At 74.0% G+C, this 15,067-nt stretch carries 12 protein-coding genes; 3 read left to right on the forward strand and 9 right to left on the reverse strand.

All coding sequences use genetic code 11. The annotated features are described in order from the left end of the window. Nucleotides 1-41: 41 nt before the first annotated feature. From AMK31_RS29725 to AMK31_RS29745, 5 genes are all read right to left on the reverse strand, one after another. The gene (locus tag AMK31_RS29725; RefSeq protein ID WP_073943780.1) at nucleotides 42-1,280 is read right to left on the reverse strand and encodes a serine hydrolase domain-containing protein; all 1,239 of its coding nucleotides are present in this window, start codon (nucleotides 1,278-1,280) and stop codon (nucleotides 42-44) included. 151 nt (nucleotides 1,281-1,431) lie between these two features. Continuing rightward, nucleotides 1,432-4,395: an ATP-binding protein gene (locus AMK31_RS29730; RefSeq protein WP_073943781.1), complete on the reverse strand. Its 2,964-nt coding sequence runs from the start codon at nucleotides 4,393-4,395 to the stop codon at nucleotides 1,432-1,434. Between the two features lie 87 nt (nucleotides 4,396-4,482). Next, nucleotides 4,483-4,833, reverse strand: coding sequence for a UBP-type zinc finger domain-containing protein (locus AMK31_RS29735; protein ID WP_073943782.1), 351 nt, complete (start codon nucleotides 4,831-4,833; stop codon nucleotides 4,483-4,485). Further along, the gene (locus tag AMK31_RS29740; RefSeq protein WP_073943783.1) at nucleotides 4,830-6,317 is read right to left on the reverse strand and encodes an ATP-binding protein; all 1,488 of its coding nucleotides are present in this window, start codon (nucleotides 6,315-6,317) and stop codon (nucleotides 4,830-4,832) included. The genes AMK31_RS29735 and AMK31_RS29740 overlap by 4 nt, the downstream gene beginning before the upstream one ends. Further along, nucleotides 6,314-7,990, reverse strand: a complete 1,677-nt coding sequence (locus AMK31_RS29745; RefSeq protein ID WP_073943784.1) for an FAD-dependent oxidoreductase — start codon at nucleotides 7,988-7,990, stop codon at nucleotides 6,314-6,316. The genes AMK31_RS29740 and AMK31_RS29745 overlap by 4 nt, the downstream gene beginning before the upstream one ends. A gap of 256 nt (nucleotides 7,991-8,246) precedes the next feature. Between AMK31_RS29745 and AMK31_RS29750 the strand changes: the two genes are divergently transcribed. Next, a complete protein-coding gene (locus AMK31_RS29750; RefSeq protein ID WP_073943785.1) occupies nucleotides 8,247-9,116 on the forward strand; it encodes a universal stress protein in 870 nt (289 codons plus the stop codon). Between the two features lie 55 nt (nucleotides 9,117-9,171). Here the strand turns inward: AMK31_RS29750 and AMK31_RS29755 are convergent, their stop codons facing one another. The 4 genes from AMK31_RS29755 to AMK31_RS29770 all read right to left on the reverse strand — a co-directional run bounded on the left by AMK31_RS29755 (nucleotide 9,172) and on the right by AMK31_RS29770 (nucleotide 12,558). Continuing rightward, nucleotides 9,172-10,407, reverse strand: a complete 1,236-nt coding sequence (locus AMK31_RS29755; RefSeq protein WP_073943786.1) for a DUF4032 domain-containing protein — start codon at nucleotides 10,405-10,407, stop codon at nucleotides 9,172-9,174. Between the two features lie 43 nt (nucleotides 10,408-10,450). Next, entirely contained in the window at nucleotides 10,451-11,029 is a 579-nt protein-coding gene (locus AMK31_RS29760) for a maltokinase N-terminal cap-like domain-containing protein (protein ID WP_073943787.1), read from the reverse strand. A 79-nt stretch (nucleotides 11,030-11,108) separates the two neighbouring features. Continuing rightward, nucleotides 11,109-11,855: an MBL fold metallo-hydrolase gene (locus AMK31_RS29765; RefSeq protein WP_073943788.1), complete on the reverse strand. Its 747-nt coding sequence runs from the start codon at nucleotides 11,853-11,855 to the stop codon at nucleotides 11,109-11,111. An 82-nt stretch (nucleotides 11,856-11,937) separates the two neighbouring features. Then, on the reverse strand, nucleotides 11,938-12,558 hold the full coding sequence (locus AMK31_RS29770; RefSeq protein WP_073943789.1) for an alpha-ketoglutarate-dependent dioxygenase AlkB: 621 nt from the start codon (nucleotides 12,556-12,558) through the stop codon (nucleotides 11,938-11,940). A gap of 129 nt (nucleotides 12,559-12,687) precedes the next feature. Here AMK31_RS29770 and AMK31_RS29775 point away from each other — a divergent pair, with 129 nt between their 5' ends. Together AMK31_RS29775 and AMK31_RS29780 are read left to right on the forward strand one after the other, a co-directional pair. Then, nucleotides 12,688-13,314: a TetR/AcrR family transcriptional regulator gene (locus tag AMK31_RS29775; protein ID WP_073943790.1), complete on the forward strand. Its 627-nt coding sequence runs from the start codon at nucleotides 12,688-12,690 to the stop codon at nucleotides 13,312-13,314. Nucleotides 13,315-13,390: 76 nt separating this feature from the next. Next, complete coding sequence (locus AMK31_RS29780) at nucleotides 13,391-15,064, forward strand: FAD-binding dehydrogenase (RefSeq protein WP_073943791.1); 1,674 nt, start codon at nucleotides 13,391-13,393, stop codon at nucleotides 15,062-15,064. The last annotated feature ends 3 nt before the right edge of the window (nucleotides 15,065-15,067 follow it).

Below are 15,067 nucleotides of genomic sequence, written 5' to 3' on the forward strand. Positions count from 1 at the left end.
ACCGCCGGGACACGGAAGGTTCCCGCGCCCGGCAGTGCCACTCAGCTTCCGGCGGGCTCCCCGACGGCGACCTGCGGGGCGACGTCCTCGTACCGCTCCACGGACTCGCCGGACCCGCCGCGCGCCTTCCCCTTCGTGCCGCAGAACGCCGACTCCAGGGTCCCCAGCATGGTGTTGAGGACGGTGCCGTTGTTGGAGGTGTTGGCGAGCGCGGTGAGGCTGCGGCTGCCGTCCTCGGTGGTGAACGCGTACGTGTAGTAGCCCTGCACCGCTCCGGTGTGCCCGTACACCGACACCCCGCACGACAGGTCCCGCCGCCGCAGCCCCAGCCCGTACGCCTGCGAGTCGCCGACCTTCGCCCACTTCGTCATCTCGGCCAGCCGCGCCGCGGAGGTCAGCCGGCCGCCGAGCAGAGCCGAGTAGAAGGTGTTCAGGTCACGCGTGGTGGAGATGACGGCACCCGCGCTCTGCGCCCACGACACGGTCTGCCGGGTGGAGTCCACGAGCGGCGCGCCCGCCTCGTCCGGGGTGAGGTATCCGCGCGCGTGCCGGCCGGGGACGCGGGTGCCGGGATGGACGTAGAAGGTGTCGTGCAGGCCCAGCGGCCCGAAGATCCGGTCCCGGTACTCGGCCGCCACGCTGTTTCCGGTCAGCTTCTCGACGAGCATGCCGGCGACGACGAAGTTGGTGTTCGAGTACCGGTAGGCGGCGCCCGGCGCGTCGGTGGGCGGGTACTGCAGCGCGCGGTCGACCAGCTGACGGTAGGTGAAGACCTCGTCCCGGACCGCCTCGAAGCCGGGGACCGTCTTCTCGAACATGTCGTTGGTGTAGTCGTACAGGCCGCTGCGGTGGCTCAGGAGGTGCCGCACGGTGATCCGGTCGTCGGGGAGCAGCCCGGGGAGATGGCGCTCGACCGGGTCGTCGAGCTTCAGCCTTCCCTCGTCGACGAGTTGCAGCAGGACGACGGCCGTGAAGGTCTTGGTGACGCTGCCGACGCGGAAGCGGTCCTCGTCGGCGAGGGCCCGGCCGGTCCCGCGGTCGGCGACGCCGACGGCAGCCCGGCGCACACCGCCCCGGTCGTCGATCCGGGCCATCGCGCCGGGCGCCCCCTGCCGCCCCGCGGCGCGCAACACCCCGCGCACTCCGGTGAGATCGGGTGCGCGCAGTCCGGCGGTCCGCGCCGCCGGGGCCTCCCCGCCCATCGCGGGTGCCGGCACCGCCAGCAGGGACAGCACCACCGCCCCGATCACCGAACCGCCGCGTACCGTCGCCGAGCCCATCCGGTCCCTCTTCCACGCGCGCCCGCCCGGCGTCCGTACGACACCGGGCACCTCGAAGGCGAGGACACCTTCTCGCACCCGGCCCGGTCCTCCGGCGGCGACACACAGTCCGGCCGCCCGGATCACCGGATGACGTGACACGCGCCCCGAGTCAGCGGGCGTCGGCCGGCCAGGACGTCAGCAGGCCCCGCCGGTGCGCGATCGCCACCGCCTCGGTACGGCTCGCGGCGCCCAGCTTGGCGAGGATGTTCGACACGTGCACGCTCGCCGTCTTGCCGGTGATGAACAGCTCCTCGCCGATCTGCCGGTTGCTGCGGCCGAGGGCGAGCAGACCCAGCACGTCCCGTTCCCGGGCCGTCAGCGGCGACGCGCCCGCCGCACCGGACGGCCGGTCCGCGAGCCGGCCGCGCCGCACCAGGGCGTCCACCCGCTCCGACAGCCCTGCGGCGCCCAGCGCCACGGCCGTCTCCCGGGCCGCGCGCGCCGCCGCGGCCGCCTCCTCGCGCCGCTCGACGGCGAGCAGGGCCTCGGCGTGGCCCAGCCGGCAGCGAGCCGTCTCGTACACGTCCCCCAGACCGGTGAAGGCGGCGACCGCCCGCTCCCAGCCCGCCGGTTCCGCGCCGGACCCCGCCCGCGCGCACTCCGCCTCGGCCCGCGCCAGCCACGCCATCCCCTCGGGCCCGTGCGGTATGCCCTCCTCGCCCTGCCGGGCCACGGACCGTGCCAGCTCCGTCAGTTCGACCGCGGTGTCCGCCCACCGCCGCGCCCCGGCCTCGTCCCCGGCGAGCCGCAGCTCCGCCGCCCGGTCGGCCACCGCGGTCAGCGCCAGCGCGGCCAGCCGGACGGAGGCGTCCGGCCGGATCCCCGAGTCGTCGGTCAGCGTCCCGACCGTGCTCCACACCCGCTCCACGGCCGCCTCGGCGTCGCCGCGCCGGGCGGCGGCGTCGGTCAGCACGATGCCCGCGACGAACGCGGCCATCCAGTCGAACGGCCCGTCCAGCAGGGCACGCGCCCGCTGCTCGATGTCCGCCTCGCCCCGCGCGAGGCCCACCAGGAGCGCCGGACCGTTCACGTAACCGCCCGTCACCGGCAGCACCGCCGTGTCGGCCGCCGCCGCGGCCACGCACTCGTCCCAGCGGCCCACGACGTAGAGCACCAGCAGCCGCATGTAGCGCATCTCCAGCGGATACGGCGACGACAGCAGGCCCGCGCGACGGGCCCGGTCCAGGCCTTCCGTCAGCCACGGCAGGGACTGCTCGGGCTCGCCCGCCTCGAAGCAGGAGATGGCCAGATTGAGCAGCGCGCGCAGCTCCACGGGCGTGTTGCCCGCCCGCCGGGCCAGCTCCAGGGCCTCCCGCAGCCGGGCGTGCCCCTCCGGGGTGCGGCGGCCGCCGCCCTCCAGGGCGGCCAGCGAGATCAGCAGATCGGCGCGGGCGTCGGTGACGTCCAGCCGCTCGGCGACGCGCAGCGCCTCACGCGCCACCCTCGACGCGGTCTCGCCCTCGCCCATCTGACGCGCCGCCATCGCGTGCGTCGCCGCCGCCCACACCCACGTCGGCGACGGCGGCTCGGCGGGTATCAGCGCCAGCGCCTCGCTGCTGTAGGCGTACGCGGCAGCCAGGTTGTCGACGCTCAGCAGGTTCCCGGCGAGCGTGTAGCGGACCCGCGCGGCGAGCTCCGAGTCCGCGTCCCGGCCGACGCCGTCCAGGGCGGCCCGGGTCAGGGCGACCGCGCGGTGCGACTCCCCGGCGTGCGCGGCGGCGGCCGAGGCGCGCAGGGTGAGCGCGACCCGGTCGGCACCGTCGCCCGCGGGGCGGGCCGCCGGGTCCACCGTCCCCCACAGGTCGAGGACCGCCTCCAGGTGCCGCAGCTCCTCGGCGGGCGCCCCCAGCAGCCGGGCGTGGTCGGCGGCCTCCAGGGACGCGCCCAGCGCCTCCGGCAGGTCGTGGCTCTCGCGGTAGTGGTGGGCACGCTCGGCGGCGCTCTCCGGCGTACGGCCCCGGCCGGTGAGCAGCCGGGCGAACGACCCGTGCAGCCGCGACCGTTCCCCGGGAAGCAGATCGGCGTACACCGCCTCGCGGATCAGCGCGTGCCGGAACGCGTACGTGCCGCCGTCGCCCGCGACCAGCAACTGCCGCCCCACGGCCTCCCGCAGCGCCGACTCCAGCTCGGCCTCGGAGCGGGCGACCGCGTCCCGCAGCAGATCGTGCTCGACCCGCCGCCCGGCGACGGCGGCCGTGCGCAGCACCTGCTGCGCGGTGTCCGGCAGTTGCTCGAACCGGATGAGCAGCAGGTCCGCCAGGCCGCTCGGCACACCGCCGGGCTCCTCGTCGCCGGCCGCGAGCAGTTCCTCCGCGTAGAACGCGTTGCCCTCGGCGAGCTCCACGATCCGGCGGACCGTGGCCTCCGGCAGCGGTTCCGGGCGCAGCTGGCGCACCAGCCGGGCCACCTCCGCGTCGGGCAGCGGGCGCAGCTCCAGCCGCTCGACGGCGGGCAGCCGCACGAGTTCGGCCAGCAGCGGCCGCAGCGGGTGACGGCGGTGCAGGTCGTCCGCGCGGTAGGAGGCGAACACCGCGAGCCGGTGGCCGGGTGCCCCGCCCGCCGGCCGCTGCGGCACACCCCGGCTGAGCAGGAACCGCAGCAGGTCCCGCGACGACTGGTCGGCCCAGTGCAGATCCTCCAGGACCAGCAGCAGTGCGGCGGTCTCCGACGCCTCGGCGAGCAGCGCCGCCACACCCTCGAACAGCCGCAGCCGCCCGCCGACCTCCCGCTCGGCGTCCGGCCCGCCGCCGAGCAGCCGCTCGACCACGGGATGCGCGGCCAGCACGGGGGCGAACCGCTCGTCGGCGGCGAGCGCGCCCAGGATCTCGGTGAACGGCAGATACGGCAGGCCCACGTCGCCGAGGTCGACGCAGTGCCCGGTGAGCACGGTCATCCCGGCCCGCGTGGCCCGCGCGGCGGCCTCGTCCAGCAGCCGCGTCTTGCCGACGCCCGCGTCCCCGGCGACCAGGACCGCCCGGGGTTCACCTTCCCGGGCGCGCCCCAGCACCCCGGCGAGCCGGGCCAGTTCGTCGTCCCGGCCGGTCAGCGGCGTGGTGAATGAGCTGTGCGACACGCGCCCATCCTGACACGCGCGCCGGACCCGGCCGGCCCGGATTTCCGGCCCGGGGCGACGGACGTCCGGGCCTGGGCGGGGGCCGCCTCAGCGGAGCGTCGTCGCCCAGTCGGCCGGCACCCGCCCCGCGGGGCCCGGCACCGGCTGGTCCTCGGGATGGCTGGACGGCGGGGCGAGAGCGGGGCCGGAGTCGTACAGGGCCTCGGTGTCGTAGTTCCAGAACCAGTCCTCGCCCGGCTCGTAACTCTGCACCAGCGGATGCCCGGTGGCCCGGTAGTGGGCGGTGGCGTGCCGGGCGGGGGAGGAGTCGCAGCAGCCGACGTGCCCGCAGGACGCGCACCGCCGCAGGTGGAACCACCAGCCGCCCTCCGCGTCGCAGTCCGCGCAGCCGGGGCCGCTCGGCGGCACCTGGGCGTCGATCGCCGTCTCTTCGGTCATGCGGGCTCCTCAAGGGACTCGGTGGACTCGGTGGACTCGGGGGACGTCTCTTCCTCCGCCGCGGTCAGCGGCAGGAGCACCTGGAACCGGGTGTCTCCCGGCACGGACTCCACGTGGATGCTGCCGTGATGCTTGTTCACCACGATCCGCCAGGAGATGTCCAGGCCGAGCCCGGTGCCCTCGCCCACCGGCTTGGTGGTGAAGAACGGGTCGAAGATCCGGTCCCGGATCTCCGGTGCCACGCCCGGCCCGGTGTCGCGGAACTCGACCAGCAGCCGGTCGTGGTCGAGCGCGGTCCGCACCGTCAGCGTGCCCTGCCCGCCCGCGCCGGCCATGGCGGAGACCGCGTTGTCGATGAGGTTGGTCCACACCTGGTTCAGCTCCGCCGGGTAGGCGGGGATCGGCGGCACCGTCCGGTCGTACTCCTTGACGACCTCGATCCGCTCGCCGATCTTCCCCGACAGCATCAGCAGGGTGCTGTCGAGCAGTTCGTGCACGTCGGCGATCCGGTAGGGCGCGCGGTCCAGCTGCGAGTACTGCTTGGCGGCGTCCACCAGGTGCGAGATGCGGGTGGTGGAGTCCGCGATCTCGTCCATCAGCAGCTCGGTCTCCACCGTGTAGTTGAGCCAGCCGATCGCGCCCGGCAGGATCGCCTCGTCGACGGCCGCGGCCACCTGGTCCAGCCAGTCCGGGTCGAGACCGGCCTGCACGAAGGTGGGCGCGAGCCGCCAGCCGTCCGGGATGCCGTGGTCGTCCAGCCAGTCGGCGACCTCGTCCTCGCGGTCCGACGCCTCCAGCGGGCTGAGCACGGGCGCCTTGGCGACCCGCTCGGCGGTGCGCTCCTGGATCTCGATGAGCTGCGCCAGGTCCTCGCGCGGATACGGGCCCGCCGAGATGACGCTCAGCTTGTGCCGCATCTTCGCCACCCGCTCGCGCAGCGCGGCGGTGGCCCGCACGGCCGCCGCCGCGGGGTTGTTCAGCTCGTGGGTGAGCCCGGCGGACAGCGAGCCGAGCGCCAGCAGCCGCTCCCGCTGCCCGATCATCCGCTGGGTGTTCTTCGACCCGAAGAACAGCCCTTCCAGGAGGTGGACCGCCATCGGGAACCACTCCTGCATGATGCTCGCGAACGTGTCGGCGGGCAGCACGAAGAACCGGGTCGGCTCGGTGACCCGCATCGAGTTGTTGTAGACCTGCCGCACCCGGTCGCCGATGTACGCCTGCATGGCCCCGGCGTACACCCCGGGCTGCGAGGTCCGGGTTACCTCGACGTCGTCGCCGCCGACCCGCCGGGACAGCACGACGGTGCCCTCGATCATCACGTAGAAGCAGGTGGCGGGCTCGCCCTCGGTGTAGACGGGCCCCGGTTCGAACAGCTCCACCCGCCCCTCGGCGCACAGCCGCCCCAGCTGTTCGGGGCTCAGCTTCTCGAACAGGAACAGCGAGCCGATCTCCCGCGGGCTGCACGGCACCGGCTGCCCGCTCACGACTGCTCCAGATAGCGGTGCACGAGCATCACGGCCATGGCTCCCTCTCCGACGGCGGACGCGACCCGCTTCGCGGACTCGGCGCGCGCGTCGCCCGCCACGAACACGCCCGGCACATTGGTCTCCAGGTGGTACGGCGGCCGGTCCAGCTCCCAGCCGGCGGGCGGCCGCCCGTCCGGGCTCAGGTCGGGCCCGGCGAGGATGAACCCGCGCTCGTCGCGCAGCACCGTGCCGTCCAGCCAGTCGGTCAGCGGCGCCGCCCCGATGAACACGAACAGCCACTGGGCGTCGACCTGTTCGGTGTGCCCGGTGTCCACGTCCCGCAGGGTCAGCCGCTCCAGGTGGCCCGAGCCGTGCGCGGCCTCGACGACCGTGCGGGCCCGCACCGAGATGTTCGGCGCCTCCTCGATCTGCTGGATCAGATAGTGCGACATCGACGCCGACAGCGACTCCCCGCGCACCAGCAGCGTCACCGACTTCGCGCCCCGGGCGAGATACATCGCCGCCTGCCCGGCCGAGTTGGCGCCGCCGACGATGTACACGTCGTGGCCCTGGCAGGAGGGCGCCTCCGTCAGCGCCGACCCGTAGAAGACGCCGCAGCTGGTCAGCTCCTCGCAGCCGGGCGCCTGGAGCTGCCGGTACGACACACCGGTCGCCAGGATCACGGTGTGCGCGGCGATCGCCGAGCCGTCGGAGAACCGGACGATCCGCGCGGCGCCGTTCACCTCCAGCCCGGACACCTCACGCGCGGTCAGGATCTCGGCGCCGAACTTCGCCGCCTGCCGCCGGGCCCGGTCGGTGAGCTGCGCGCCCGACACTCCGTCGGGGAAGCCCAGGTAGTTCTCGATCCGCGAGCTCTGCCCGGCCTGCCCGCCGGTCGCCGACCGCTCCACCAGCACCGTCCGCAGGCCCTCCGAGGCCCCGTACACCGCGGAGCCGAGCCCGGCCGGGCCGCCGCCGATCACCACCAGGTCGTAGAACTCGGCGGTCGGCGTGGTCGCGAGCCCCACCCGCGCGGCCAGCTCGGGTGCGTCCGGCTCCACCAGCGGCGTCCCGTCCGGGGTGACCACCAGCGGCAGCCGGGTCCCGTCCGCCCCGGCCGCGGCCAGCAGCCGGCGGCCCTCCGGCTCGTCGGAGGAGTACCAGCGGTACGGCACCTGGTTGCGGGCCAGGAACTCCCGTACGTCCGAGGAACGCGCCGACCACCGGTGCCCGACCACCTTGGTGCTGGGCACCGGCCGGTGGTCGCTGGTCCGCCACGCCTGGAGCAGATCGTCCAGGACCGGGTACAGCTTCTCCTCCGGCGGATCCCAGGGCTTGAGCAGATAGTGGTCCAGGTCCACCACGTTGATCGCGTCGATCGCCGCGTTGGTGTCCGCGTACGCGGTCAGAAGCACCCGCCGGGCCCCCGGATACACGTCCAGGGCCTGTTCCAGGAACTCGATGCCGTTCATCTGCGGCATCCGGTAGTCGGCCAGGATCACCGCCACGAGGTCGCCGCGCAGCTTCAGTTCGCGCAGCGCGTCGAGCGCGGACTCGCCGGACTCCGCGCGCACGATCCGGTACGACGCCCCGTAACGCCGTCTGAGATCACGGGCGACCGCGCGCGAGACCCCCGGGTCGTCGTCCACGGTCAGAATGACGGTCCGCGCTGCGTCGGCGGCCTGTGCCATACGTCTCCACCCCGAGTGGTCGGACAATCGGGCGCGGCGTCCCCGTCGTCACCGCCCCGGCTCACGCCATCGTATGTTCGATCGCCCGACTTCGCTCAGGTATGCGAAAGGCCCGGTCAGGAGCCGGTCCGCGCGGCGGCGGGGCCGGCGGCGTCCACGGCCGGCCGCCCCCGGACGCGGCTCACGCCGGCGACGTAGGGAAGACTGACCGGAACTGATCGAAAAGGCCATGACGGCGAGAAGAGGAGGCGGCCGGATGACACGTCCCATCACGGCAGGGGTGGACGGATCGGAGGAGAGCCACGCGGCGCTGGCCTGGGCGGCCCGGGAGGCCGTCCGGCGCGGGCTGGCGCTGCGCGTGGTGCACGCCTGGCGGTTCGAGCCGGACCAGGCGGTGGACGGGGACCGGGACACCCAGGCCGACTGGGTGCGCGAGGCGGTGGAGGAGGGCGTCCGGGAGATCACCGGCCGCCACCCCGGCCTGGACGTCACCACCGACGTCCGGGAGGGCGACGCCGTCGACACGCTGGCCGCCGCCGCGGCCGACTCCGAACTGCTGGCGCTCGGGTCGCGCGGCCACGGCCGGGTGGTCGGCTTCCTGCTCGGCTCGGTCGGCCAGCAGGTGATCGCCGAGGCCGCCCGCCCCGTCGTCCTGGTCCGCTCCGGGGACCAGGCCTCCGCCGAGGTGGCCGGCCGGGAGATCGTCGTCGGCCAGGAGGGCGCCCCCGAGGACAGCGCCGCCGCCCTGCGGTTCGCTTTCGAGACGGCGGCGGCGCGCGGAGCGACCGTCCGCGCGGTGCGGGCGTGGACGCTGCCGCCCGTCTTCGCCTACAGCCCGGCCTCGCTCAAGCTCCTCGATGAGGCCGGCGGCCCCGAGCCGTACGAGAAGAAGGCGCTGGGCGAGGCGCTCCAGCCGTGGCGGGAGCGCTTCCCGCAGGTACCGGTGACCGAGCACGTGGAGATGGGCAGCGCGGGGCAGGTCCTGCTGGACGTGTCCGCGCGGGCCCAGCTGGTGGTCGTCGGCCGGCGCGCCCGGCGGACCGCCGTGGGCGCCCGGATCGGGTCCGTCGCCCACGGGGTGCTGCACCACGCGCCGTGCCCGGTGGCCGTGGTGCCGCCGGCCTGATCACCGCCGCGCGGGACGCCGGTCGGGTGACTCCGGCGCGGGGCCGCCGGTGCGGTCACTCCGGCCCGGGGGTCTCCAGCGTCTTCCGGGCGCGGGGCAGGATGTTGCGGACGTAGTCGTCGACGGCCGTGTCGAGCCCGATGTCGTGCTGGGCCCGCTCCGAGAGGTACCAGCGGTGTTCCAGCAGCTGGTGGTAGATCTCGGCCGGGTCGATGCCGTCGCGCAGCTCGACCGGCACCGCCCGCACGGTCGGCCGGAACACCTCCCGCACCCAGCGGTGGGCCAGCACTTCCGGCCGGGCCGCGAGGGGGTCGCCCGGGGCGTAGTCGTCCTGGGTGGCCATCCAGGACTCCAGGTCGTTCAGCAGCCGCCGCGCCTGGTTCTCCTCGGTGTCCAGCCCGGTCAGCCGCAGCAGCTGCCGCTGGTGGTGGCCGGCGTCGACGACCTTCGGCACGAAGGTGACGGTGTCGCCGTTGGAGGAGTGGTCGATCTGCATCTCGGCCACGTCGAAACCGAGGTCGTTGAGCCGCCGTATCCGGCGCTCGATGTAGTGGTACTTGCCCGCCGGGTAGACGGAGGTGCGGGTCAGCTCCTGCCACAGCCCCTGGTAGCGGGCGCAGATCTCGTTGCCGAACGCGATCGGGTCCACGGAGGGGTGCAGCGCCCCGGACGCCTCCAGGTCGAGGAGTTCGCCGCTGATGTTGACCCGGGCGAGGTCGAGGTCGTAGTCGCGCTGCCCGTCGCTGAGCCGCGCGTGCAGCTCGCCGGTCTCGGCGTCCACCAGGTAGGCGGCGTAGGCGCCGGCGTCCCGCCGGAACAGGGTGTTGGACAGCGAGCAGTCGCCCCACGCGAACCCCGCGAGGTGCAGCCGCACCAGCAGCACCGCGAGGGCGTCCATCAGCCGGTGCATGGTCGCCGGACGCATGGTCGTCTCGAACATCGACCGGTACGGCATCGAACCGCCCAGATGCCGGGTGATCAGCACCGGCTCCAGCGGCTCGCCGTCCGCGTCCTCCCGGCCGGTCACCACGCCGAGCGCGTCCACCGCGGGGATGCCGAGCCGGTCCAGGTCGCGCAGCAGCTCGTACTCGCGCAGGGCGGGGCGCTCGGCCAGCTCCTTGACGGCGATCACCTCGCTGCCGGCGCGGGCGTAGCGCACCACGTGCCGGGAGATGCCGCGCGGCAGCGGGACCAGGTACTCCTCGGGCCACTCCTCCAGCGGGAGCTGCCAGGGCAGTTCGAGCAGGAGCGCCGGGTGCTCCGGGTTCGTGGCGCTGATGTGCAAAGCCATGGCCTGACCTTAGACGGTGCGCGACGTACCCGGAGGAGCCGTCTCAGCGCGGCGTGATGGTCGCCAGTACGCCCCGCGTGGCCGTGCCGTCCGGCCAGGTCCATCCCGCGACGAGCTGTCCGGAAGCCTCCGGCTCGTCCTCCGCCGGCCGCAGAACGCGGTTGAGCCGGACGTCGAACCCGTCGCCGGGTCCGGTTCCGCGCACGGTGACGGTCGGGTCGGGGGTGTCGCTCTCGTTCTGGTGCTGCGGCACCGCCTCACCCCGCAGCAGGGCACGCAACTGGGCCGTCACCACCGGGTCGTGGACGCCGTCGTAGATCCACCGGGTGCCGAGCACCCCGTGCTCGGAGGTGCCGATCAGCGCCTCGCCGGGGACGCCCTCCAGCGCCGCGCCGCGGTAGCCCATCGGCACCAGATACGCCACCGGCTCCGGTGCGCCGGCGTCCGCCACGACCATGAACTCGATCCCGACCTCGCCCTCCGGGTCGTCCAGCCGGAACCCGCCGGCCTTGACCGGTTCCGGCGTGCCCGCGTGGCCCACGTACCAGCTCTGCTTCGGCAGCCAGCCGGCCAGCAGTTCCAGCTTGGTGGGCGTCATGGTGGTGTGGTGGATGGCGGCCATGCGAAGTGCTCCCTCACGTCTGGGTCCGGGCCCGATCTCCGACGGGACGGGATCGAACCTACCCTCTTCCGCGATCACTTCAGGCAGCGCGTTCCCTGGCGTGGAGTGCCGCGTCGCGCACCGGACCGTGGTGGACGGGACCGTGGCCGGGCAGCAGGACGTCGGCGGCGAGGCCGGCGAGCACGTCCAGCGAGGCCACCGCGTGGGCCCGCTCGTGGTGGAACATGTCGGGCAGCAGCTGCGGGCCCTCGGCACGGCTCGTGGGATGGCCGCTGACCAGGGCGTCACCGGAGATCACCACACCGGCGCCGGGCAGGTGGTAGGCGCAGTGGCCCAGGGTGTGGCCGGGGGTGTGCACGGGCACGGGCCGCCCCGGCAGGTCCAGCGCGCCCGCCGCCGGGAACGGCTCGGGGGCGGCGACCGGGACGTGCGCGGTGCCGCCGGAGCGCAGCGCGTGCACCGCCCACGGCAGCACACCCGGCCGCCAGCCCTCGCGCAGCACCTGCCCGACCGACACCTGGTGCAGGAAGTCGCGGCGCGCGTGCGGCACTTCGGCCTCGTGCAGGTACACCGGTGTGCCGTACGTCGCGCGCAGGTACTCGGCGGACCCCAGGTGGTCGTTGTGGGCGTGGGTGACGAGCACGGCCGCGACCGCCTCCGGTGAACTCCCCACCGCGGCGAGGGAGTCCAGGACCAGCTCGCGGTCCCCGGGGTACCCGGTGTCGACCAGGGTGACGGCGTCCCCCTCGGTCAGGATGACCCAGTTGGTGTTGCTGCCGTGCACCAGATAGGTGCCGTCGGCGATGTGCCGCACATCTGCCCGCATGACCGTCCCGTTGTGCTCGAGGTCCGTACCCGACGGGAGACAGCAAAGCAGACCGCGCGGCCCGCCTCCCGGCGCGGCGGGGTCAGTTCACGTTGTGCGGCCGGAACTGGACGCTGATGCGCGGCCCCACGGCCCGGTTCGACTTCGGCACACAGTGCTCCCAGGTCCGCTGGCAGGAGCCGCCCATCACGATCAGGTCGCCGTGTCCGAGCGGCCGCCGTACGGTCTCCCCGCCGCCCGCCGGACGGAGCAGCAGATCGCGCGGCGTGCCCACGGAGAGGATGGCGACCATGGTGTCCTCGCGGGCGCCCCGGCCGATCCGGTCGCCGTGCCAGGCGACGCTGTCCCGGCCGTCGCGGTAGTAGCACAGCCCGGCCGTGGTGAACGGCTCGCCCAGCTCGTCGGCGTAGTGCGCGCTGAGCGCGTCGCGCGCCTCGGTCAGCACCGGGTGCGGCAGCGGCTCGCCCGCGCGGTAGTGGGCGAGCAGCCGGGGGACGGCCACGACGTGGTCGTACATCTGGCGCCGCTCGGCCCGCCAGGGCACCTCGGCCGCCAGCTGTTCGAACAGCGCGTCGGATCCGGTCAGCCAGCCGGGCAGTACGTCGATCCAGGCGCCGGAGCCGAGGTGCGTCCGGCGGATCCCGTCGAGTGGCCCGAGCCGCAGCTGGTCGGTCTGGTCGAAGAGGGAGCCCTGGAGGTGCATGTCTCCAGCGTAACCCGCTAATCGAAAATGTGTTCCCCCGGCTGTTGGCGCGTGAGCGCGTGTCCGGTCGAGCCCTTTCGATACATCGGTGTATCCGATACATTCGCGTATCGAACGGAGGTCGCAGCCATGGCAGCGGAGCGCACCACCCCACGCGTGACCCGGCGCCGGGTGCGGACCCGGGCCAACCTGCTCGACGCCGCGTTCACCGTGTTCGCCGCCAAGGGCTTCGGGCGGGTCTCCATCGAGGAGGTCTGCGAGGCCGCCGGCTACAGCCGGGGCGCCTTCTACTCCAACTTCGACAGCCTGGACGAGCTGTTCTTCGCCCTCTACCGGCAGCGCGCCGACCTCATCGCCGAACAGGTCTCCGGCGCCCTCGCCCAGGACGGCCCCGACCTGGACGTGCCCGCCGCCGTCGACCGGGTCACCGAGGTGCTGCTGCTCGACCTGGACTGGCTGCTGGTGAAGACCGACTTCCTGGTGCACGCCGCCAGGGAGCCGGCCGTCGCCGAGACCCTGCTGGAACACCGGGCCCGGCTGCGCGGCGCGATCGCCGAACGGCTCGCCCGCGCCCAGGGCCACACAGAACTGCCCGCCGTGTTCGGCGACAGCGACGCCGCCGCGCACGCGGTGGTCGCCGCCTACGACGGGGTCACCACCCAGCTGCTGCTGGACCGGGACGTCGAAAGCGCTCGGACCTGGCTGAAACAGCTGCTCACCGCGCTGCTGACGGACGGCAGCGGCACCCCCCGATGAGCCACCCCCGATGAGTCACCCCAGATGAGTCACCCCCCGTTGAGCCACCCCGTTGAGTCAGGAAGGGACGATCGCCATGGATGCCGACGTCATCGTCGTCGGAGCGGGCCTGGCCGGCCTGGTCGCCGCGCACGAACTCACCAGCCGGGGCCGCCGGGTGGCCCTCGTCGACCAGGAGAACGCCGCCAACCTCGGCGGACAGGCGTTCTGGTCGTTCGGCGGGCTGTTCCTCGTCGACTCCCCGGAACAGCGCCGCCTCGGCATCAAGGACTCCCTCGACCTCGCCTGGAACGACTGGCAGGGCAGCGCGGGCTTCGACCGGGTCGACGACGAGGACTCCTGGGCGGTGCGCTGGGCGCGCGCCTACGTCGAGTTCGCGGCCGGCGAGAAGCGGTCCTGGCTCGACGGGCACGGCATCAAGCTGCTGCCGACGGTCGGCTGGGCGGAGCGCGGCGACCTCACCGCGCACGGCCACGGCAACTCCGTCCCGCGCTTCCACATCGCCTGGGGGACCGGCACCGGCGTGGTCGAACCCTTCGTGGCGTACGCCCGGCAGGCCGCCCGCGACGGGCTGCTCACCTTCCACCACCGGTACCGGGTGGACGAGCTGGTCGTCGAGGGAGGCACGGCACGCGGGGTGCGCGGCACGGTCCTCGCCCCCGACGACGCCCCGCGCGGTGTCGCCTCCAGCCGTGAGAGCGCCGGCGAGTTCGAGCTGACCGCCCAGGCGGTCATCGTCACCACCGGCGGCATCGGCGCCGACCACGACATCGTCCGCCGCCACTGGCCCGGACGCCTCGGCACACCCCCGGCCCGGATGGTGACCGGCGTGCCCGCGTACGTCGACGGGCGGATGCTCGACATCAGCGCCGAGGCCGGCGTACGCCTGGTCAACCGCGACCGTATGTGGCACTACACCGAGGGCCTGCACAACTGGGACCCGATCTGGCCCGGCCACGGCATCCGCATCCTGCCCGGCCCGTCCTCGATGTGGTTCGACGCCCTGGGCCGCCGGCTGCCCGAACCGTGCCTGCCCGGCTACGACACCCTCAGCACCCTGCGGTACCTGCGCACCACCGAGGACATCGCGGAGTACGACCACTCCTGGTTCGTCCTCACCCGGAAGGTCATCGAGAAGGAGTTCGCGCTGTCGGGCTCCGAACAGAACCCCGACATCACCGCCAAGGACCGCAAGGCGTTCCTGCGCGACCGCGTCCTCGGCAAGGGCGCGCCCGGCCCGGTGGACGCCTTCGTGCGGCACGGCGCCGACTTCGTCACCGCGCCCACCCTCGAACAGCTCGTCGAGAAGATGAACGGCCTCACCGACAAGCCGCTCCTCGACGCGGCCGCGCTCCGCCGCCAGATCGAGGCCCGCGACCTGCAGATCACCAACCCCTACGGCAAGGACGCCCAGGTGCAGGGCATCCGCAACGCCCGCCGCTACATCGGCGACCGGCTCGGCAGGGTCGCCACCCCGCACCGTCTGCTCGACCCGGCGGCGGGCCCGCTCATCGGCGTCAAGCTGCACGTCCTGACCCGCAAGACGCTCGGCGGCATCCAGACCGACCTCGACTCCCGCGCCCTCGGCACCGACGGCACGCCCGTCGAGGGCCTGTACGCGGCGGGCGAGGTGGCCGGGTTCGGCGGTGGCGGCGTGCACGGCTACAACGCGCTGGAGGGCACCTTCCTCGGCGGCTGCCTCTTCTCGGGGCGGGCGGCCGGCCGGGCGGCGGCGGAGCAGACCGGCTGACCC

Source organism: Streptomyces sp. TSRI0107 (assembly GCF_001905845.1).
Taxonomy (GTDB): domain Bacteria; phylum Actinomycetota; class Actinomycetes; order Streptomycetales; family Streptomycetaceae; genus Streptomyces.